The organism is Mycobacterium sp. NGS59 (genome assembly GCF_059812345.1).
This window is the reverse complement of the sequence record NZ_JCALCN010000005.1, coordinates 141,193-161,177: the sequence shown is the minus strand read 5'-3', so window position 1 is coordinate 161,177 and position 19,985 is coordinate 141,193. Positions and strand designations below refer to the sequence as shown.

Below are 19,985 nucleotides of genomic sequence, written 5' to 3'. Positions count from 1 at the left end.
GTTCGGAAGCTATGACGCCCCCTGAGTTCGGATCGCTTCGCTCCGACGACGACGAATGGGACATCGTCAGCGGTGTCGGCTACACGGCTCTGCTGGTCGCCGCCTGGCGCGCGCTGCATGCCGTCAACGAGCAGCCGTTGGTGCGCGACGACTACGCGAAGCTCTTCATCGAGGCCTCGGGCGACGATTATCTGACCGAACTGTTGGCCAACCCGGGAACCTCCGACCACGAGAACGCCTTCCCGCGCCTGTACGGCGTGCAGACGCGGTTCTTCGACGAGTTCTTTGTCGCTGCCTGCGACGCGGGCCTCCGGCAAGCGGTGATTGTCGCCGCGGGTCTGGACTCCCGGGCTTACCGACTGCAATGGCCAACGGGGACAACGGTTTTCGAGATCGACCTGCCCAAAGTGCTGGAATTCAAGGCGCAGGTGCTCAGCGAGCACGGCGCGGCGCCGAAGGCCGAGCGGCGCGAGGCCGCCGCCGATCTGCGCGCGGACTGGCCCGCTGCGCTGCTGGCCGCCGGATTCGACTCGCAGCGTCCGAGCGCCTGGTCGCTGGAAGGGCTACTGCCCTACCTGACCAGCGCCGCCCACGAAGCGCTGTTCGCCGGCATCACCGAGTTGAGTTCCCCGGGCAGTCGACTTGCCATAGGCGCGTTGGGGTCTCGGCTGGATCACCAGCAGCTGGCCGCACTCGAAGAGGAGCACCCAGGGGTCAACTTGGCCGGTGATGTCGACTTCTCCTCCCTGACTTACGAGAACCCGCTGGACCCGGCGGAGTGGCTGGCCGCACATGGCTGGGCGGTCGAACCGGTGCGCAACAACCCGGAGCTGCAGGCCGGTTACGGATTGACCCCGTTCGAGGTGGACATCACGATCGACGGCTACATGCACTCCCAGTACATCGTCGCCCAACGCTGAGCGCTCAGGACGCCGTCCCGGCGACGTGCCGACGGTAGTAGTGGCGGCCGTGCAGGCGTTGATAGTGCCACACCGCGGCCGGCAGCGCTCCGCGCCGATGCAGCCAGAAACCGCTGGGCGCGTTGGAAGTTGGCGTCCGGCGCCCGATTTCGACCTCGGCGACGACGATGCCTTCCCCGTCGGTCTCGTCGCGGCCGGCCAGCACGGTGCCGTCGGCCGCCACGATCAGGGTGCCACCCTCGAATCGGCCGCGGTATCGGATGGGCAGCCACGGCATTCGGCACTGTAGCGGGCCCGCGTGCGCGGCATGCAGCACCGGTGCGCCGACGTAACTCGCCAAGGATGCCGCAGCCCGTCGTGCTGTCGCCGCGTTGCGCGCCTCCAGCCGGCGGAAGCTCGCGCGCGGCCACCACTCGGGAATCGACCACCACCCCGACCCGGTCATCGCCAGATCGATGCGTCCACGCAGTCGGCGCACCGTCTGGGTGCGCATCAGTTCCCAGCACACCGCCGCCCCTACGGTCATTGCGTCCGTCTCGATCACGCCGTCGTCGTCACCGCCGACGTAGAAGGCGTTCTCCCACATCGTCGGCAGGTCCTTGTCGTGGCGCCCGGCCAACCCGGCGGCCGTCGCGAGCAGGTAGGCATTGCGGACGTTGCCGTCGTCGTCCCGGATCAGCAACGAGCCGCCGACCATCACGTCGTGGCGCCGGGCCAGACCCAGCAGCAGTTCGGTGGCCTTGCCGTCGGGCGGCAGCGCGGCATCGGCGAGATCGGGCCAGAACCCGATTCCGGTGGTGAAGAATTCGGGCAGCGCAATCGTCTCCGCGCCGGCCTGGACCGCGTCCTCGACGAGACGTTCGATGGTGGCCAGGTTCGCGTCGACGTCGGCCGGTACCGCTTCGAGCTGGATTGCGGCGCAACGCATGAACACCATGCTGCCACGGTGAAGCGCTACGGCGTCAACAGGATCTTGACCGTATCGCCGGTCCGCGCCGCCGCCGTGCGGTAAGCCTGGGCCGCTTCGTCCAGCGGCATCGTGGTGGTGAAGATGCCCTCGACATCGAGGCGCCCGGTTTGCAGCAGCGGGATCAATTCCGGCCAGGTGCGCTGTACCGGCGCCGTCGTCCAGCGCACGGTGATGCTGCGGATCAGGGACATGAGGGCGGGGAACGGAAACGGTTGCAGGTCGTGCACACCGACCACCGACACGGTGCCGCCGGGACGCACCGCGGCCAGCGCGTCGGTCAGTGAGGCATCCGTTGCGACAGCGTCGATCACCGCGTCGGCGCCGCGTCCGCCCGTCGCGGCGAGGATGGACTCGACCGTGGGTCCCGGCACCGCGGTGGCGCCCCACTCGACGGCGCGCTGCAGTCGACCCTCAACCCGGTCGACCGCGAAAACCGTTGCCGCGCCTTGGGTCAGCGCGCTGCGCAGCGCGCACAATCCGACCGCGCCCAGTCCGATCACGGCGACGGTGCCGCCGTACGGGATGTCGGCGCGCTGTGCCGCAGCCCAGCCGGTGGCCAGATTGTCGGTGAGTAACAGCGCCTGTTCGGTGGAAATCCCTTCGGGCACCTTGCGGACCTGAAAGTCGGCCGCGTGCACCGCGAGCAGATCCGTCTGAGCGCCCGGCAGCACACCGCCGCCGAAGATGTTCAGGCCCGAATAACACATGACCGGGTCGTTGGTGGCGCATCCCGGGCACGCTCCGCAGCCGGCCACCGACGACACCAGAACCTCGTCGCCGACCCGCACGGTGCGGACCTCCGGGCCCGCCTCGACCACGGTGCCGACGGCTTCGTGGCCCAGCGCGATGGGTTCGACCATCGGGTAGTCACCTTCGTAGAAATGCAGGTCCGAGCCGCAGATGCCGGCGGCGCTCACCTGCACGATCACCCCGTCCGGTCCGGTCAGGGCCGGATCGGGCCGGGTGTCGACCCGGATGCTGGCGGGCCCGTCGACGACTACCGTTCGCATCGCGCTCACTTTCCCTGTCGGAGAATGAAATTGGACCAATCGGGCTCGCGCACCGCGGCCCAGTACTCGTTGAGGCGCCACGGGCTGACGGTGTGAATTTCCCCGTCGGCGTTCTTGAAGTACGAATGTTTGACGGCCGGATGTGACCACACCATCTTCTTGATCTCGGCCTGGGTGCGTTGATGCCACTCGGTGGCTGCGTCTGCGGTGGGCTCCACGGCGACGATGTTGTCCTCGGCCATCCGTTGCAAGCAAAGGTTGATGTAGCGCATCTGGAGTTCGGACTGGAAGATCAGGCTGCCGCCGTGCGCCAAATGCGTGCCGGGCCCATAGATCAGGAAGAGATTCGGGAAACCCGGGACGGTGACGCCCAGATACGCGTAAGGCCGGCTCCCCCACAGCTCGTGCAGATCGATTCCGTTGCGGCCCTTGATGTTCAAAGGCCAGAGCACGTCGGTGTGCCGGAAGCCGGTGGCGTAGACGATCACGTCGAAGTTCCGGGTGGTGCCGTCCTCGGTCTCGATGCCGTGCGGTGTGATCCGCGCGATCGGGGTGCGCACCAGTTCGACGTTGTCGCGTTGCAGCGTCTGAAGCCAGCTGCCGTTGTCCTGCAGGGTCCGTTTGCCGGTGGCCGGATAGTCGGGCAGCACCTGGGCGAGCAGCTCGTCGCCCTCGGGGACCTGGCTGGTGATCCACTGACTGAACATCATCCGGGCGGCCGCGTTGATGTCGCTGACGGCATAGTCCTGGTCGGCGTAGCTCGGGTCGCCCTGCGCGGCGTCCAGACCTTTGTCCGCGCCCGGCCATAACAGCAGGAATCGATACCACCGCCCGTAGCACGGCAGATGACGGAGCGCCCAGCGGACGCCGTCGCCGACCTCGTCGTGGTACATCGCGTTGGGAAACATCCATTGCGCGGTGCGCTGGAACACCGTCAGCTGCTCGACGTCGCCGGCGATCGCGGGTGCGATCTGGAATCCGCTGGCACCGGCGCCGACCAGGGCTACTCGTTTGCCGGTCAGGTCGACCGAATGATCCCACCGTGCGGAGTGAAACGACGGACCGGCGAATGTGTCGGCCCCGTCGAAGTCGGGGACGTGCGGCCGGTTGAGCTGTCCGACCGCCGTGATCACCGCTCGGGCCTGCACCGTGCTGAGGCTGCCGTCGGTCGCGCGCAGCTCGACGGACCAATGGCCTTGCGCGTCAAGCCATGTCGCCGAGACGACGTCGGTGTCCCAGCGCACGTGCCGGGCCAGGTCGTGGTTGGCCATCACCTGGGTGAAGTAGTCGCGCAGCTCGGGCTGCTCGGCGAAGAAGTGGGTCCAGTCGTTGTTGGGTTCGAAGCTGTAACAGTAGAAGTGGTTGGCGACGTCGACGCGTGCGCCGGGATAACTGTTCTCCCACCATGTTCCACCGGGTCCGGAGTTCTTCTCGATGATGGTGAACGGAATGTTGGCTTGTTTGAGGCGAATTCCGGCCAGGATGCCGGACTCGCCGCACCCGATCACGAGCACCGGGAAGTCGGCCATCGAACCGGCCGGCAATGTGACCGGACGGCGCGGATCCACGCCTTCGAGATCGATCTCCTCGAGCGCCAGGGGCAGGTAATCGTCGGGAACGTGCTCACACGCGGCCCAGTCCATCATTTCCCGGATCAGGTCGTAGCTGAGCGGTTCCGGCTCTGGGCAGCCGCGATCGCGATAGTCGACGATCACCGGTAGCGCCTCGGCGCGGGCTCGGGCCTTGTCCTCCTCGGACATGAATCCTTGAACCTCGTTGAGGAATATGCCCATCTGCTTGAAGTCGCGGATGAACCGGGGATCGCCGGTGATGTGCACCAGTGACAGCAGCAGCGTCGGGATGCTGACATCCTCTAGCGCGGCGGCGATTTCGGCTGTGGACGTGGTGAAGGGTTGCCCGGCATACCGGCTGCGCATCGAGTGGCCAAATCCTTTCGGGGGACGCAATTACGCTACCCGTCGTTTCGTAATTGCGGGCTTCACGCTACCTCGCCGTAGCTGCCGGGATCAAGCGCTGCGGCTACGGGTCGCCGTCAGCCCGCGAGGCGACGGGTATTAGTCGCCGCGCGCGGGACCTGGCTGGCCAAGCGACAGGCCCCCGTACTAAACTAGAACACGTTGCAGTTTTTCCGCTCGGTCAAGCTTCCTAGGAGCAGGCATGCACACCGCCCTGTGCGATCAACTCGGTATCGAGTTTCCGATCTTTGCGTTCACCCACTGCCGCGATGTGGTCGTCGCCGTCAGCAAAGCCGGCGGGTTCGGCGTGCTCGGTGCGGTCGGCTTCACCCCGGAGCAGCTGGAGATCGAACTGAACTGGATCGACGAGAACATCGGCGACCACCCCTACGGCGTGGACATCGTGATCCCCAACAAGTACGAGGGCATGGACTCGCACCAGTCCGCCGAGGACCTGACCAACACACTTCGATCCATGGTCCCCCAGGAACACCTGGACTTCGGCAAGAAGATCCTCGCCGACCACGGAGTCCCGGTCGAGGACAGCGACGGTGACAGTCTGCAGTTGCTGGGCTGGACCGAGGCCACCGCCACCCCGCAGGTGGAGGTGGCGCTCAAGCACCCCAAGGTGACGATGATCGCCAACGCGCTGGGCACTCCCCCGGCGGACATGATCAAGCACATCCATGACGCAGGCCGCACCGTGGCCGCTTTGTGCGGCTCACCGTCGCAGGCCCGCAAGCACGCCGACGCCGGGGTGGACATCATCATCGCCCAGGGTGGCGAGGCCGGTGGACACTGCGGCGAGGTCGGCTCGATCGTGTTGTGGCCGCAGGTCGTCAAGGAGGTAGCGCCCGTCCCGGTCCTGGGTGCCGGCGGCATCGGCAGCGGCCAGCAGATCGCCGCCGCGCTGGCGCTGGGTTGTCAGGGCGCGTGGACCGGCTCGCAGTGGCTGATGGTCGAGGAGTCCTCGAACACCCCGGTTCAGCAGGCCGCCTACATCAAGGCCGGCAGCCGTGACACCGTCCGCAGCCGTTCGTTCACCGGCAAGCCGGCCCGGATGCTGCGCAACGACTGGACCGAGGCGTGGGAGCACCCGGACAACCCGAAGCCGCTCGGTATGCCGCTGCAGTACATGGTGTCCGGGATGGCGGTGCGGGCCACCAACCGTTACCCGAACGAGTCGGTGGACGTGGCCTTCAACCCGGTGGGGCAGGTCGTCGGCCAGTTCCGCAAGGTGGAGAAGACGTCCACGGTGATCGAGCGCTGGGTGCAGGAATACCTGGAGTCGACGACCCGACTCGACGAACTCAACGAGGCCGCCGGCGTCTAGGGGCGATCGTCGGCGCGGCGTCGCCGGGTGCAGTCGGTCGCGACGGTAGAACTAGTCCAGTGGCGCGTCGTCGCTGCCGGTGAATACCTCTTTGACGCGGTCGACCGCGTCGGTGGCGATGTCGACGGAACTCTGGACGATGCCGCTGGCGCCGCCGGCGATGTCACCCCTGATGATGGCCGTGACGCTTTCGACGATGTCCGAGGACTTTTCGACGGCATTGATCGCGATGTCCTTGACCGCGTCCACGGCGTCCTTGGGGTCGAAAGCCATCTGAGTCTCCTGTTCGCTGGCGGGACGGACCTCTGAGTCTAGAGGTAGGCGAATTCGCCCCACCACCGACAGAACTCAGTAGTCGACGAGGGTGCGCCAGTAATCCTCCGGAATCTCGGTGCCCGAGCGCAGAACTCGCGCCAGCCCCGCGGCCATCGCGATTCCGAGCAGACCGAGCCATAAACCGGCCAGGCCGATCAGCCACCACAGCACAACGGTCACCGTCGGCCACGGCGACAGCACGGCCAGGACCGGCGCGAAGAAGAACCCGGTGCCGACATACCAGGCCGAGCCGGCACGATCAGAGGCCAAGACGAAGCGCAGCCACCGTGGGATCGGGGACTCGGCGACGTCGTGGCCGCGCACGACTCAGGTCATTCGCTCAGGTCGGGCGGGAAGAACCCTGCCCCGGTGAACCAACCTTCTTGCCAGCCTTGAGCACCCAGGCACAGCATCGGAAGACCGGCCGGCGATTGCGCGGCGACCTTGGGACCCGGACACGGCGCACCGATCTGCTGGACTCCCCGCAACGGGTAGGAGATGACCCAGTAGCCGGTTTCTGCGGCCGGGAACTGGTTGGGCGGCGGGAAGTGGCAGGCCTCGGCCTGGCCACTGGGACCGCGGCCGAAGATGAAGCGCTCGTAGTTGTCGCACGGCGCACCCAGCGAAGCGTCGTAGTTCATGCCCGGCACGTCGCCTTCCCAGCGCCCGTTGTCGGCGCCGGCTACCGGGGCGAGCCCGATCGCCGCACCCGTGACCGCGGTGGCAGTGAGCAGTTCGCGAATCATGGTGTTCCCCTTCTAGGCACCGGCGAGGTGTTTCTCAAGAGCATAACGATTGCCCCAGCAGTCACAAGGCCGGATTCGGGGCCGGGTTCGGCTTTGCCGGTTTTCGTTCAGAGCTTCCCAACTGTGGTGTAGCAATGGAGTATTGGCACGAGACGACCACCGGGACTCTCAAGGAGTGGGCCTTGTCAACTACGCAGCCAGCAGCCGAACCACAGCTCGAGCCGAATCTGCCGCCGGGGTTCGACTTCACCGACCCCGACATCCACGCCGAGCGACTGCCGGTGGAAGAGCTGGCCGAGTTGCGTCGGACCGCGCCGATCTGGTGGAACGAGCAGGAGTACGGGGCCGGCGGATTCGACGACGGCGGCTTCTGGGTGGTGTCCAAACACAAGGACGTCAAAGAGATCTCGCGTCGTAGCGACGTCTTCTCCAGCCTGGAGAAGACCGCCCTGCCGCGTTACCGGGACGGCACCGTCGGTGAGCAGATCGAACGAGGCAAATTCGTCCTGCTCAACCAGGATGCTCCGCACCACACCCGGCTCCGCAAGATCATCTCCCGCGGTTTCACCCCGCGGGCGGTCGAGCGCCTGCGCGACGACCTCACTGAGCGCGCCAGGAACATCGTCGAAACCGCCGCCGCGCAAGGATCGGGCGACTTCGTCGAGCAGGTGTCCTGCGAACTGCCGCTCCAGGCCATCGCCGGACTGCTCGGTGTCCCGCAGGAAGACCGGATGAAGCTCTTTCACTGGTCCAACCAGATGGTCGGCGACCAGGACCCCGAGTTCGCCAGCAACGATGCCATCACCGCGTCGGTCGAATTGATCATGTACGCCATGCAGATGGCCGCCGACCGGGCGCAGAATCCCGGCGACGACATCGTCACCAAACTGATCGAAGCCGACGTCGACGGCCACAAGCTCTCCGACGACGAGTTCGGCTTTTTCGTCATCCTGCTCGCGGTGGCCGGCAACGAGACCACCCGCAACTCCATCACCCAGGGCATGATGGCTTTCACCGACTTCCCCGACCAATGGGAGCTCTACAAGCGGGACCGGCCCGTCACCACGGCCGACGAGATCGTCCGGTGGGCAACGCCGGTCACCTCGTTCCAGCGCACCGCCCTCCAGGACTATGAGCTGTCGGGAGTGCAGATCAAGAAAGGGCAGCGGGTCGTGATGGTCTACCGGTCGGCGAACTTCGACGAAGACGTGTTCGACGACCCGTTCACCTTCAACATCCTGCGTGACCCCAACCCGCACGTCGGCTTCGGGGGAACCGGGGCGCATTACTGCATCGGTGCCAACCTGGCGCGGATGACGATCGACCTGATGTTCAACGCGATCGCAGACGCCATGCCCAACCTGGAATCGATCGGCACACCCGAGCGGCTGCGCTCGGGCTGGCTCAACGGAATCAAGCACTGGCAAGTCGACTATCACGCCGATGGGAGCGCCAAATGTCCTGTCGCGCACTGAAACTGAACGGATAACCGTGTCGACACACCGAGCGGTCCAGGTCCCGTCCACGGGTGCGCCGCTGGAGTTCGCCGACGTCGAAACGGTCGCCCCCGGCCGTGGCGAGGTCCGCATCGCCGTCACCGCCTGCGGCATCTGCGGAACCGACGCCCACTTCGTCCACGGCGGCTTTCCCGGCATGTCCTGGCCGTTGACTCCCGGACACGAAATCGCCGGAACCATAGCCGAAGTCGGGGCCGGCGTGGAGGAATTCGCGGTCGGTGACCGTGTCGCGGTGGGCTGGTTCGGGGGCAACTGCAACCAATGCGATCCGTGCCGCAAAGGCATTTTCATACATTGCGCGAACATGAAGGTGCCGAGTTGGCAGTATCCCGGTGGTTACGCGGAATCGGTGACGGTCCCGGCGACCGCGCCGGCCCGGATCCCGGCCGGGCTTTCCGACGTCGAAGCCGCGCCGATGGGCTGCGCGGGTGTGACCACCTACAACGCGCTACGCCACACCAAAGCGTTGCCCGGCGACCGGGTCGCAGTCCTGGGCGTCGGTGGTCTGGGCCACCTCGGGGTGCAGTTCGCCCGGGCGATGGGATTCGAGACCATTGCCATCGCCCGCGGCGCCGTCAAGGCCGATGACGCCAAGACGTTGGGTGCCCACCACTACATCGACTCCACGACCGAGGATGTCGCCGAGGCGCTGCGCATCCTGGGCGGGGCGGCCGTTGTCCTTGCCACGGCTGGCAATTCGCAAGCCATGGCCGACACCATCGGCGGTCTGCTCCCCCAGGGCGAACTCGTCGCCATCGGTGTGACGCCCGAACCGCTGCCGATCAGCCCGGTCCAACTGATCACATCCGGGCTCAGCATCATCGGGCATCCGTCCGGGACGGCGAAAGACGTCGAGGAGACAATGCATTTCGCGGTCATGTCGGGTGTGCGGGCGTGGATCGAGGAGTTACCACTGGCGCAGGCGGCCGACGGGTACGCGGCGCTGGAGCAGGGGCGGGCGCACTACCGCACGGTACTCACCATGTGAGGTGACGGCTAGTAAGGTTCGCCCGTGGCCCCCGACCAGGACGAAACGTGGACGCTGGACCCCGCGGACGGCGAGTTGACCATTCACACCGGGGTTACCGGTCGAGCAGCGCGGATGGGTCATCGGCTCACCATCGCCATGACCGCTTGGCAGGCTTGGGTGACGTGGCTCGACGGTGAACCGGCCACGGCGGGACTCGAGGTGCAAGTGGATTCGTTGCAGGTGTTGCGCGGCTCCGGAGGCGTCAAGAGCCTGTCCGGCGCCGAGCAGGTCATGGTGCGCTCCAACGCCCTGAAGTCGTTGTCCGCCAACCGCTTTCCCGAGATCCGCTTCGCCACCGACCGCATCGAGCGGACCGGCGACGGGTACCGCCTGACCGGGCGACTGCACATCCGGGGTAAGTCCCGCGAGCACGTGGTCCAACTGCGGACCGACGACCTCGGAGATTCCTGGCGGCTGTCCGCGGAATCCACAGTGCGGCAGTCCGATTACGGCGTCAAACCCTACTCGTTGTTCATGGGTTCGCTACAGGTCACCGACGAGGTGACGGTGTCCTTCAGCGCGGTCCGGCGCCGGGACGACTAGATCATTCGGGTGGTTGCCCGTCCTCGGCGACGGTGCCGGGGAGCTGCTCGATCGCCGTACTCAACCGGTACGGTCCGCCGGGCGGCTCCGGGCGGGGCACAGCGCTGTTCGGTTGCCCGCCGGGCGCGGACCCGTCGGGCTGCTCGTCGGCGGCCAGACGCACCGGCTCCGGTTGCGCCGGGGGCCGAGGTTGCGCCGTCGGAGCCAGTGGCGCCTCGGCGACCGGGGGCGTCGGTCTGCGCACGACATGCTGCGTGGCGCTGGCATCCTTGCCCGGTGCCAACTGCAGACCCACCGCCAGCGACACCGACGCGACGAAGGTGACCGCGGCTGCGGCCAACGTGGTCGCCGCACCGGCGTACTGCCGTGATCGCGCGGGCACCGCGGCGACCGGCTCGACCGCCTCCTCCACCAGCGCAAACAACTCCGCGTCGGTGAAGTCGGTGCTGAGCGCCGCCGCCAGCGCGGCACCGCGGGCGACCGTCACCTGCGCCATCGTCTGGGCGAAAACGGGTACCGGCAGCACGCTTTCGAGTTGCGAGGACAGCGCACTGACGTCGCCTTCGGGCCCGACCACGACGACGCCCGCCGGACGCCAGCTGCTGCGGTCGAACATGCCGGTCAGCCAGGAAGTCAGACCGTCAAAGCCGCCGCGCACGTGCTTGACGGCGGTCTGCGTCTCGCCGTCGTGGGTGTCGACCATGACCACGGTCGCCCACTCGGCCTCGAGGATGCATACCGCCGTCCGCTCGAATCCGATGACGGGTGCGATGGCCTGGGCCAGTGTCTCGACGGCGTCGAGTTGCCGAACCGGCACCACATTGTCGAAACCGGCGTCGGCCAGCGCTTCCTGTACCAGCGCCGCCTCGGCCGCGGCCTCGTCGTTCCAGGTCACTCCGACCACGCGCAGTCGGTGATTGTCGACGGTGGCGATGTCTCGGGCGCGGATGACTTCGGCTGCGACTCGCTCTGCGGTGTTCACCGTGCGCACGGTGTGGCCGTCTTCGACGCCGTCCTGCAGGTGCATTTCGCGGTGGTCCAGGATTGCGCCGTCGGCGCCATGCCCTTCAGCCAGAACCCATCCGACCGTGGTCGGTGTCACTGATAGCCCGAGTACCGTATCCAAGTTTCGCACCTCAATCGTTCCCGGGTCTGACTCATCCGCTACGACAACCACGTGCACCAAAAGGTCAGGTGCGTGGCGCGCAGGTGCCTGATCGGCCGGGGCTAGCGTGTCTGCAGTCGGCTTGCTCCGAGCAGCCTACGCGGTCGGCGGAAGTTCGGCTGCCCCGGGTTGAATGCCGCTCCAGAGATCTCGTTCCACCGATTTCGCCGGAAAAGGTTGCGAACTGACGGTGCGGTAAAAATTGGGCACGTTGGCCGACATGGCTGGAAATTCTGTCGCTCCGGGTTCGGCGATTTCGTCCCGCGCACCATATATACGGTGCCCGGTAGACCCGACTCGGCCCGATTCCAACTCCATAACGCGTGCATAACGGCGCGGCGCGTGTCGCGTTTGCCCGTGTCGGGACCGGGTATCAACGAATGCGGTCGACCGGCGCGGTACGGAACTAACACAGTTGCGGTATCCGTGGCGGCAACCGATATGGAACTGAAATGTGATTGCGTCCGAATCGACATTTGGCCTATTCACGCGGTAAGTTCTGCCGGGAGCAATGCCATTAAGGAAAAAGGGGCACAGGTTATGACAGAGGTGAGCGGGAAGATACGGGCCTGGGGTCGCCGACTCCTGGTCGGCGCGGCTGCGGCTGCGACCCTGCCGGGCCTGATCGGACTCGCCGGCGGTGCGCCGAGCGCGGGAGCCTTCTCCCGGCCGGGTCTGCCAGTCGAGTACCTGCAGGTGCCGTCGGCGGCGATGGGACGCAACATCAAGGTGCAGTTCCAGAGCGGTGGCGACAACTCACCTGCGGTGTACCTGCTCGACGGCCTGCGCGCCCAGGACGACTACAACGGGTGGGACATCAACACCCCCGCGTTCGAGTGGTACTACCAGTCGGGCCTTTCGGTGATCATGCCGGTCGGCGGCCAGTCCAGCTTCTACAGCGACTGGTACAACCCGGCCTGCGGTAAGGCCGGCTGCACCACTTACAAGTGGGAGACCTTCCTGACCAGCGAGCTGCCCGCGTACCTGGCGAGCAACAAGTCGGTCAAGCCGACCGGCAGCGCCGCGGTGGGTATCTCGATGGCCGGCTCGTCGGCCATGATCCTGGCCGTCAACCACCCCGGCCAGTTCATCTACGCCGGCTCGCTGTCGGCGCTGCTGGACCCGTCGCAGGGCATGGGACCGTCGCTGATCGGCTTGGCGATGGGTGACGCCGGCGGCTACAAGGCTTCGGACATGTGGGGCCCGTCCAGCGATCCCGCGTGGGCGCGCAACGACCCGTCGCTGCACATCCCCGAGCTGGTCGCCAACAACACCCGCCTGTGGGTGTACTGCGGCAACGGCAAGCCGTCCGAGCTGGGTGGCGCCAATATGCCCGCGGAGTTCCTGGAGAACTTCGTCCGCAGCAGCAACATCAAGTTCCAGGACGCCTACAACGCGGCCGGTGGCCACAACGCGGTCTTCAACTTCCAGAGCGACGGCACGCACAGCTGGGAGTACTGGGGCGCGCAGTTGGTCGCCATGAAGGGTGACCTGCAGGGCGCACTGGGCGCTCGGGCCTGACCCTGCACTATCTCTACTACTGCGCTTGACGGCTACCTGCCGTCAAGCGCAGTAGTGCTTTTGCACCCGGTACCGCTCTAGGCCGGGCCGAATTCGCCGGTGATGTCGATCCAGCCGGTGGGATCGGCTCGATGGTCGGTCATGTTTCGGCATTCTCCATACAGCCGCAAAGTGCCCAGGTTCACGTTGTCGTCGTGGCGATAGACGACCGCGGTGACCCCGCCCTTGGTCAGCGTCTGCGCGAAGGCATGGTTTGGCGGGGGCCACTCCCGCCGTCCAGCCGTCGGAGACCAATTTGGTCGCGACGGAAGGTAGGTAGGTGTCGGCACCGGTGTCGGGGGGCACGGCGAACGTCAGGTACACCGCCCCTTGGTAGGGCGGCTCGTCACGGCCCTGACACGACATCAACAGGTAGCCGGCCGTCGTCGTGCGCAGACCGGCGACCGCCACGACGTTCTTGGCCGCTCCGACGGCCTGCGCCTGGCTCTGTTGGTCGGTCGCCAGAGGTCCCGCAGGTCGCACGGCGCCGGTCGGCGGAGCATGCACCCGGTTCAGCACCACAAAAGCCCCACCCAACAGCATCGAGACAGCCAGCGCGGCACCGAGCAGGAGCCTGGCATGTCGCGAGCGCAACCAGTCAGCACGCATGCAAGCCATTGTCGGCCACCACGGGCGATTGACTTCCATGCAGTCTGGACAATCCGGCGGCGGTGACCGCGATTGAGGTGCTTGTCTTGAGGACGTGCGCGCAACAGCCGGATTCGCGGTACTTGCTCTGCTGTCGGTCGCGTTCGCGCCGCCGGTGCCGTCAGACCCAGGCGGCTCGCTGATCGCACTGGTCGACGCCGCCGCCGAGCGGCTCCAGATCGCCGATCCGGTCGCCGCGTTCAAGTGGGTCACGCACGCCGCGATCGAAGATCCGGTCCGCGTCGAGCACGAGCTCGCCGCCCTGCGCGACGAGGCCGTCGGCCGCAGCGTCGACCCGGACTACGTCGCAGCGGTCTTCGCCGACCAGATCCGAGCCACCGAAGCCATCGAGTACGCCCGGTTCGCCCAGTGGAAGCTGGACCCGAACCACGTCGAGCCGGCGCCGCCGGACCTGTCGGTCTCGCGGGCGGCCATCGACGAGTCCAACACTAAGATTCTGTCTCAGATAGCGCTTAACCAGAGTTTGCTGAATTCGCCCGATTGCGGGCCTGCGCTGCAACTCGCGCGCACCGAGACCACGCGGCTACGCCGACTCGACGACCTGTATCGACGTGCGCTGACCGTCGCGACACAGTCCTACTGCCAGGTCCGGCCGGACGCCTGAAACACCCGGTGAAACACCGTTTGCGCCAATCTCGAAGGGATAGATAAACGGTCTCATAATTTTCTCCGGTCGGTAACGCTTCGACTACGGCCGGCGAAAAGCCGCACATGACGAACATCACTAAGCCCTTCATCAAGTCCGCCGTGGCTGGTGGTTTCCTGGCCGCATCGATGTCGTTCTCCACCGGTGTCGCGGACGCCGAGACCATGAACTGGGAAGCCGTCGCACAGTGCGAGTCCGGCGGTAACTGGGCCGCCAACACCGGCAACGGCGCATACGGTGGCCTGCAGTTCAAGCAAGCCACCTGGGAGGAGTACGGCGGCGTCGGAAATCCCGCGAAGGCCTCCAAGCAGCAACAAATCGCGGTCGCCAACCGGGTGCTGGCCGGTCAGGGACCGGGAGCGTGGCCCAAGTGCTCGCGCGTCGGCGGTATGGCACCGGCGTCCGGCGGTGCGGTGCAACCCGCGCAGCCGGCGCAGCAGTGGCAGCAGACCATCAGCGCGATCATCGGGATGCTGACGCCCAAAGGGTGATTATCGGCGGTTCGTCTCGTTTCGTTACAGGCGACGTGATTGGATCGTTCTATGCAGGGTTCAGCAACGGTTCATATGGCCGCGCCGGCCGACAAGATCTGGGAATTAATAGCCGATATTCGAAATACCGGACGCTTTTCGCCGGAAACGTTCGAAGCGGAATGGCTCGGCGACGCAAGCGGTCCCGAGTTGGGTGCGCGGTTTCGCGGCCATGTGCGCCGTAACGAGATCGGGCCGGTCTATTGGACCACCTGCAAAGTGACGGCATGCGATCCCGGCCGTGAGTTCGGGTTTGCTGTGCTGGCCGGTGACCGGGCCATCAACAACTGGCATTACCGATTGGTTCCGGCCGGTGACGGTACCGACGTCACCGAGTCCTTCCGGATGGCGCAGTCCCCGTTGACCAAGGTCTACCTGGTCCTGGGTGGTTTCCTGCGGAGACGGCGCAACATCCGGGACATGACCAAGACGCTGCAGCGCATCAAAGAAGTGGTCGAAGCGGACTGAGGGTATGGGATCGATGAAGGCGATTTTCATCACCGGTGCCGGCAGCGGAATGGGCCGGGAAGGCGTCCGGCTGTTCCACGGCAAGGGTTGGCGCGTGGGCGCCGTGGACCGCAACGACGACGGCTTGGCCGCGCTGTGCCTGGAACTGGGATCGAGGCTGTGGACCCGTGCCGTCGACGTCACGGACAAGGCCGCCCTGGACGCGGCGCTGGCCGACTTCTGTGCCGGCAATCCCGGCGGCGGGCTCGACATGATGTGGAACAACGCCGGGATCGGTGAGGGCGGCTGGTTCGAGGATGTGCCCTACGAGGCCGCCATGCGTGTCGTCGACGTGAACTTCAAAGGTGTGCTGACCGGAGCCTACGGATCCTTGCCCTACCTGCAGAAGGCGCCGGGCAGCTTGATGTTCTCGACCTCGTCGTCGTCGGGCACCTACGGGATGCCCCGCATCGCGGTCTACTCGGCGACCAAGCACGCCGTCAAGGGGCTGACCGAGGCGCTGAGCGTGGAGTGGCACCGCCACGGGGTACGGGTGGCCGACGTGCTGCCCGGTCTGATCGACACCGCGATCCTGACCTCGACCCCCCAGCACTCCGGAACCGAACCGGACGACGCCCCGGCCCGAATGAGCCAGGAGGAGTTGCGCGCTGCGGCACCCAAGCGGGGCATGTTCCGCCTGATGCCGGCGTCCAGTGTGGCCGAGGTGGCCTGGAAGGCCTATCACCATCCCAGGCGGCTGCATTGGTATGTGCCCGCCAGCATCGGCTTGATCGACCGGCTGAAGGGCGCCAGCCCGGAACTGGTCCGAGGGCTGGTCCGCAAAGCACTGCCCAGGATGGACCTGAAACGGCCATAATCATTCCTACCCAACGCTCGATACGGAGGTCGCTGGTGCAGAACCGGGTTCTCAGGCTTGCAGGTGTCGCCATGGCCGTCGCCGGAGCCGTCTCCGGGTGCGGGGACGCGATGACGGTGCCCCGCAAGCCGGCGCATCTGACCATCGACGGCCAGGCGATCACCACCCGCCCGCCGGCCTGCAGCCAGATCGAGAACTATCGCACCATCGACATCCGCGAACGCGACGGCCAGGTGCAGGCGGTGGTGTTGGTCAGCGGCGACCGGGTGATCCCGCAGATCGTCAAGATCCGCGACTTCGGTGGCTTCACCGGCAGTTACTACGAAGGCGGGGTGGGCAGCGCGCAGGTCGATCCCCCCAGGCGGCCCGGCACGTATGTCATCACCGGCAGCGCCTCGGGCATCAACAGCAACAACCCCAACAAGGTGGTGACGGCGGATTTCAAGATCAGCGCCGAGTGCTGACCGGCGATCGTGAAGGACAGACTGCACTGGTTCGCCATGCACGGTGTCATCCGCGGGCTCGCCGGCCTCGCGGTTCGACGTGGCGACGTCGGGGCTCGGCTGATCGCGGACCCGACGGTTGCCGCCGACCCGGTGCCGTTCTTCGACGAGGTACGTCGGCACGGTCCGTTGGTGCGCAACCGCGCGAACTTCTTGACCGCTGACCATCGCCTCGCGCAGGAACTGTTGCGGTCCGACGATTTCCGCGTCGTCGCGTTCGGAGAAAGCCTTCCGGCGCCGCTGCGGTGGCTGGAACGGCGCACCCGCGACGATCTGCTGCACCCGGTACGTCCGCCGTCGTTGCTGGCCGTCGAGCCGCCCGATCACACCCGCTACCGCAAGACGGTGTCGGCGGTGTTCACCGCGCGGGCGGTCGCCGGCCTGCGCGACCGGGTCGAGCAGACCGCGGCAAGTCTGCTGGACCGGCTCGGTGACCAGCCCGGCGTCGTCGACGTCGTCGGACGCTACTGTTCGCAACTTCCGATCATCGTCATCAGCGACATCCTGGGCGTGCCGGAATACGACCGGCGCCGGGTGCTGGAGTTCGGCGAATTGGCCGCGCCCAGTTTGGATATCGGGGTGCCGTGGTGGCAGTACCAGCGGGTGCAGCGGGGCGTGGCGGGCTTCAACGCGTGGCTGGTCGAGCACCTGGCGAAGCTGCGCCGCTCCCCCGGCGACGACCTGATGAGCCAGTTGATCCGGACGGCGGCAGGCGGCGACGCCGAAGCCTATCTGGACGAGCGTGAACTGCAGGCGGTCGCCGGCCTGGTGTTGGTCGCCGGCTTCGAAACGACAGTGAACTTGTTGGGCAACGGAATTCGTATGCTGCTGGACCACCCGCAGCAGCTGGACATCCTGCAAGCGCGCCCGGAGTTGTGGGCGAACGCCGTCGAGGAGATCTTGCGCCTGGACTCTCCGGTGCAGCTCACCGCGCGCGTGGCCCGCACCGACGTGCAGATCGCGGGCATGCACATACGGCGGGGCGAAGTGGTGGTGGTCTACCTGGCCGCCGCCAACCGCGACCCGTCGGTGTTTCCCGATCCGCACCGCTTCGACGTCGAACGCTCCAACGCCGGAAAGCATCTCGCGTTTTCGGCAGGACGTCACTTCTGTCTGGGTGCCGCGCTCGCCCGCGCTGAAGGTGAGGTCGGGTTGCGTACCTTCTTCGAGCGTTTCCCCGAGGCGAGCGCCGCCGGGGCCGGCACCCGGCGCGGTACCCGGGTACTGCACGGCTGGTCGACGCTCCCGGTCGCGCTGGGGAGCGCGCGCACAATGGTCGGCCAAACCGTCGGCTAGACCTCGATGCGCTCACCCATGATCACGGTGCGGTTGAGCGGCAGGCCGAAGTATTCCGCGGCGTCGGCGGTGGTGTAGGAGGTTGCGATGAACAGCCGCTTGCGCCAGCCCGCCATCGTCGGTGCCGACCCTTTGACCAGTTCGAGCTTGGACAGAAAGTAGGAGGCGCCGTCGACGTCGATCGGACCTTCGGTCTGCGCCGGATCCAGCAGCCGCAGCGCGGCAGGGACGTTGGGTGTTTCCATATACCCGAAATACGAAGTGACGTGGATGATCCCGTCGGCGGCGTAGCCCAGGGCGTCGATCTCGTTGCGCTCGGAATCCGGAACCCGCGGCACCGGCAGCGTCACGATCGCCATGACCACGGCATGTTCTTGCAGCACCCGGTTGTGCTCGACGTTGGCCCGCATGGCCAGCGGCGCGGTGTTGTTGCCGCGGTTGAGGAAGACCGCGGTGCCCGGTACCCGGGTGATCGGCTGCTGCCCCGACGCCAAGCTGTCGACGAAGTCGCGCAGCGGTCCTTCTGCCTCTTCCCTTGCGCGCGTGACGATTTCACGTCCACGCTGCCAGGTGATCAGCACCGTGAAGGCGACCAGCGCGATCATCAGCGGCAGCCAGGCACCGTGGATGAGTTTGGTCAGGTTCGCCGCCAGGAACATCAGATCGACCCCCAGCAGCACCCCGCCGCCCGCCACGATCAGCCACAAGGGTGTCCGCCAGGTGGTGCGGGCGTAATACAGAAACAGCGACGTGGTGATGGTGATCGTGCCGGTGACGGCCATGCCGAAGGCGAACGCGAGCGCGGCCGAACTGCGGAAGGCGAACACCAGGGTGAGCACCGAGATCAGCAGCAGCCCGTTGATCCACGGCACGTAGATCTGGCCGATGGTCGACTCGGAGGTGTGCGCGATCCGCAACCGCGGCAGATAGCCGAGCTGGGCGGCTTGGGATGCCACCGAGAACGCGCCGGTGATCACCGCCTGGGACGCGATCACCGTTGCGGCGGTGGCCAGCAGCACCATCGGCAGCCGCGCCCAGTCGGGTGTGAGCAGAAAGAATGGTGCGCTGACCGCTTTGGTGTCGGCCAGGAGCAGCGCGCCCTGCCCGAAATAACTGAGGACGCAGCCGGGCAGCACCAGCAGTAGCCATCCCGAGGCGATCGCACGTCGCCCGAAGTGACCCATGTCCGCATACAGCGCCTCCGCGCCGGTGATCGACAGCACGACGGCGGCCAGTGAGAAGAACGCGAAATGGAAGTGCCCGACCATGAACTTCAGTGCGTACAGCGGCGAGAGCGCCTTCAGGATCTCCGGGTGGTCCGCGATCGCGACCACGCCGAAGCCGCCAATGGCGGTGAACCAGGCGATCATCACCGGACCGAACAGCCGGCCGACGGCGGCGGTACCGTTCCGCTGCACGGCGAACAGCACGACGATGATCACCGCGGTGATCGGCACGACCCACGAGCCGAACTGCGGCTGGATCACTTTGACGCCTTCTACCGCCGACAGCACCGAGATCGCCGGGGTGATCATGCTGTCGCCGAAAAACAGTGCAGCGCCGAAGATTCCCAGCGCGCCCAACACCGCGACGGTGCGTCTTCGCGGTCCGCCGCCGCCTTCCTTCTGCCGGCCGACCAGGGTGATCAGCGCCATGATGCCGCCCTCGCCGTGGTTGTCCGCGCGCATGACCAGGCTGACGTAGGTGAACGTGACGACGATCATCACCGACCAGAAGATCAGCGAGACCACGCCGTACACGCTGTCGGTGCTGATCGGCACCGGGTGCGGATCAGCGGGGTTGAAGACGGTCTGGATGGTGTAGATCGGGCTGGTCCCGATGTCACCGAAGACGACACCGAGCGCGCCGACCACCATGGCCGGGCGCAGCCGGGTCGGCCCGCCGTGCGGTGCTGCGGAGGGTTGCGAAGTT

At 66.5% G+C, this 19,985-nt stretch carries 20 protein-coding genes and 1 pseudogene; 12 read left to right on the top strand and 9 right to left on the bottom strand.

Features of this window, described 5'->3' with window-relative positions; translation table 11 throughout:
- Positions 1-11 precede the first annotated feature (11 nt).
- Positions 12-920: a class I SAM-dependent methyltransferase gene (locus AC5Y46_RS08580; RefSeq protein WP_499990694.1), complete on the top strand. Its 909-nt coding sequence runs from the start codon at positions 12-14 to the stop codon at positions 918-920.
- Positions 921-924: 4 nt separating this feature from the next.
- Here AC5Y46_RS08580 and AC5Y46_RS08575 read toward each other — a convergent pair whose 3' ends face one another.
- The 3 genes from AC5Y46_RS08575 to AC5Y46_RS08565 are packed head-to-tail and all read right to left on the bottom strand — an operon-like array spanning position 925 to position 4,837.
- Positions 925-1,857, bottom strand: coding sequence for a carbon-nitrogen hydrolase family protein (locus AC5Y46_RS08575; protein WP_499990693.1), 933 nt, complete (start codon positions 1,855-1,857; stop codon positions 925-927).
- Between the two features lie 17 nt (positions 1,858-1,874).
- Positions 1,875-2,900 (bottom strand): zinc-binding dehydrogenase, encoded by a 1,026-nt coding sequence (locus AC5Y46_RS08570; protein WP_499946782.1) that lies wholly within the window; start codon positions 2,898-2,900, stop codon positions 1,875-1,877.
- Positions 2,901-2,905: 5 nt separating this feature from the next.
- A complete protein-coding gene (locus AC5Y46_RS08565; protein WP_499990691.1) occupies positions 2,906-4,837 on the bottom strand; it encodes a flavin-containing monooxygenase in 1,932 nt (643 codons plus the stop codon).
- A 241-nt stretch (positions 4,838-5,078) separates the two neighbouring features.
- Between AC5Y46_RS08565 and AC5Y46_RS08560 the strand changes: the two genes are divergently transcribed.
- Entirely contained in the window at positions 5,079-6,209 is a 1,131-nt protein-coding gene (locus tag AC5Y46_RS08560; RefSeq protein ID WP_499990690.1) for a nitronate monooxygenase, read from the top strand.
- Between the two features lie 51 nt (positions 6,210-6,260).
- On the opposite strand, the gene AC5Y46_RS08555 is transcribed toward AC5Y46_RS08560, so the two are convergent.
- From AC5Y46_RS08555 to AC5Y46_RS08545, 3 genes are all read right to left on the bottom strand, one after another.
- Positions 6,261-6,482, bottom strand: coding sequence for an Rv1893 family protein (locus AC5Y46_RS08555; RefSeq protein WP_499946848.1), 222 nt, complete (start codon positions 6,480-6,482; stop codon positions 6,261-6,263).
- Between the two features lie 75 nt (positions 6,483-6,557).
- Positions 6,558-6,848 carry a hypothetical protein gene (locus tag AC5Y46_RS08550; protein ID WP_499946849.1) on the bottom strand — a complete coding sequence of 97 codons (291 nt, stop codon included), beginning with the start codon at positions 6,846-6,848 and terminating at the stop codon, positions 6,558-6,560.
- Between the two features lie 8 nt (positions 6,849-6,856).
- Entirely contained in the window at positions 6,857-7,270 is a 414-nt protein-coding gene (locus AC5Y46_RS08545; protein WP_499946850.1) for a hypothetical protein, read from the bottom strand.
- Between the two features lie 182 nt (positions 7,271-7,452).
- Between AC5Y46_RS08545 and AC5Y46_RS08540 the strand changes: the two genes are divergently transcribed.
- Genes AC5Y46_RS08540 through AC5Y46_RS08530 form a run of 3 tightly spaced genes read left to right on the top strand, consistent with a single transcriptional unit; the run spans position 7,453 to position 10,360 of the window.
- Entirely contained in the window at positions 7,453-8,745 is a 1,293-nt protein-coding gene (locus AC5Y46_RS08540) for a cytochrome P450 (RefSeq protein ID WP_499990688.1), read from the top strand.
- Positions 8,746-8,761: 16 nt separating this feature from the next.
- Positions 8,762-9,775 carry an alcohol dehydrogenase catalytic domain-containing protein gene (locus AC5Y46_RS08535; RefSeq protein ID WP_499946852.1) on the top strand — a complete coding sequence of 338 codons (1,014 nt, stop codon included), beginning with the start codon at positions 8,762-8,764 and terminating at the stop codon, positions 9,773-9,775.
- 24 nt (positions 9,776-9,799) lie between these two features.
- Positions 9,800-10,360 (top strand): YceI family protein, encoded by a 561-nt coding sequence (locus AC5Y46_RS08530; RefSeq protein WP_499946853.1) that lies wholly within the window; start codon positions 9,800-9,802, stop codon positions 10,358-10,360.
- A gap of 1 nt (position 10,361) precedes the next feature.
- Here the strand turns inward: AC5Y46_RS08530 and AC5Y46_RS08525 are convergent, their stop codons facing one another.
- On the bottom strand, positions 10,362-11,486 hold the full coding sequence (locus AC5Y46_RS08525) for a DUF7159 family protein (protein ID WP_499946854.1): 1,125 nt from the start codon (positions 11,484-11,486) through the stop codon (positions 10,362-10,364).
- 579 nt (positions 11,487-12,065) lie between these two features.
- Here AC5Y46_RS08525 and ag85B point away from each other — a divergent pair.
- Positions 12,066-13,046: a diacylglycerol acyltransferase/mycolyltransferase Ag85B gene (ag85B, locus tag AC5Y46_RS08520; protein ID WP_499946855.1), complete on the top strand. Its 981-nt coding sequence runs from the start codon at positions 12,066-12,068 to the stop codon at positions 13,044-13,046.
- Between the two features lie 77 nt (positions 13,047-13,123).
- Here the strand turns inward: ag85B and AC5Y46_RS08515 are convergent.
- Positions 13,124-13,694: pseudogene (locus tag AC5Y46_RS08515) on the bottom strand (lipoprotein LppJ family protein).
- Between the two features lie 94 nt (positions 13,695-13,788).
- On the opposite strand from AC5Y46_RS08515, the gene AC5Y46_RS08510 reads away from it, so the two are divergent.
- From AC5Y46_RS08510 to AC5Y46_RS08485, 6 genes are all read left to right on the top strand, one after another.
- Positions 13,789-14,358 carry a chorismate mutase gene (locus AC5Y46_RS08510; protein WP_499990687.1) on the top strand — a complete coding sequence of 190 codons (570 nt, stop codon included), beginning with the start codon at positions 13,789-13,791 and terminating at the stop codon, positions 14,356-14,358.
- A gap of 107 nt (positions 14,359-14,465) precedes the next feature.
- Complete coding sequence (locus tag AC5Y46_RS08505; RefSeq protein WP_499990686.1) at positions 14,466-14,891, top strand: transglycosylase family protein; 426 nt, start codon at positions 14,466-14,468, stop codon at positions 14,889-14,891.
- Between the two features lie 51 nt (positions 14,892-14,942).
- Positions 14,943-15,398: an SRPBCC family protein gene (locus AC5Y46_RS08500; RefSeq protein ID WP_499990685.1), complete on the top strand. Its 456-nt coding sequence runs from the start codon at positions 14,943-14,945 to the stop codon at positions 15,396-15,398.
- 13 nt (positions 15,399-15,411) lie between these two features.
- Entirely contained in the window at positions 15,412-16,254 is an 843-nt protein-coding gene (locus AC5Y46_RS08495; RefSeq protein ID WP_499990684.1) for an SDR family oxidoreductase, read from the top strand.
- 35 nt (positions 16,255-16,289) lie between these two features.
- Complete coding sequence (locus AC5Y46_RS08490) at positions 16,290-16,718, top strand: lipoprotein LpqH (protein WP_499946861.1); 429 nt, start codon at positions 16,290-16,292, stop codon at positions 16,716-16,718.
- A gap of 9 nt (positions 16,719-16,727) precedes the next feature.
- On the top strand, positions 16,728-18,053 hold the full coding sequence (locus AC5Y46_RS08485) for a cytochrome P450 (protein WP_499990683.1): 1,326 nt from the start codon (positions 16,728-16,730) through the stop codon (positions 18,051-18,053).
- Here AC5Y46_RS08485 and AC5Y46_RS08480 read toward each other — a convergent pair.
- Positions 18,050-19,930, bottom strand: coding sequence for a potassium transporter Kup (locus AC5Y46_RS08480; RefSeq protein WP_499990781.1), 1,881 nt, complete (start codon positions 19,928-19,930; stop codon positions 18,050-18,052). The two genes, AC5Y46_RS08485 and AC5Y46_RS08480, sit on opposite strands and share 4 nt — an antisense overlap.
- Positions 19,931-19,985: the final 55 nt, after the last annotated feature.

Coding starts and splice junctions, on each gene's coding strand:
- AC5Y46_RS08580 (WP_499990694.1), top strand. CDS start 12: ATGACGCCCCCTGAGTTCGGATCGCTTCGCTCCGACGACGACGAATGG.
- AC5Y46_RS08575 (WP_499990693.1), bottom strand. CDS start 1,857: ATGGTGTTCATGCGTTGCGCCGCAATCCAGCTCGAAGCGGTACCGGCC.
- AC5Y46_RS08570 (WP_499946782.1), bottom strand. CDS start 2,900: ATGCGAACGGTAGTCGTCGACGGGCCCGCCAGCATCCGGGTCGACACC.
- AC5Y46_RS08565 (WP_499990691.1), bottom strand. CDS start 4,837: ATGCGCAGCCGGTATGCCGGGCAACCCTTCACCACGTCCACAGCCGAA.
- AC5Y46_RS08560 (WP_499990690.1), top strand. CDS start 5,079: ATGCACACCGCCCTGTGCGATCAACTCGGTATCGAGTTTCCGATCTTT.
- AC5Y46_RS08555 (WP_499946848.1), bottom strand. CDS start 6,482: ATGGCTTTCGACCCCAAGGACGCCGTGGACGCGGTCAAGGACATCGCG.
- AC5Y46_RS08545 (WP_499946850.1), bottom strand. CDS start 7,270: ATGATTCGCGAACTGCTCACTGCCACCGCGGTCACGGGTGCGGCGATC.
- ag85B (WP_499946855.1), top strand. CDS start 12,066: ATGACAGAGGTGAGCGGGAAGATACGGGCCTGGGGTCGCCGACTCCTG.
- AC5Y46_RS08505 (WP_499990686.1), top strand. CDS start 14,466: ATGACGAACATCACTAAGCCCTTCATCAAGTCCGCCGTGGCTGGTGGT.
- AC5Y46_RS08500 (WP_499990685.1), top strand. CDS start 14,943: ATGCAGGGTTCAGCAACGGTTCATATGGCCGCGCCGGCCGACAAGATC.
- AC5Y46_RS08495 (WP_499990684.1), top strand. CDS start 15,412: ATGAAGGCGATTTTCATCACCGGTGCCGGCAGCGGAATGGGCCGGGAA.
- AC5Y46_RS08480 (WP_499990781.1), bottom strand. CDS start 19,930: ATGGTGGTCGGCGCGCTCGGTGTCGTCTTCGGTGACATCGGGACCAGC.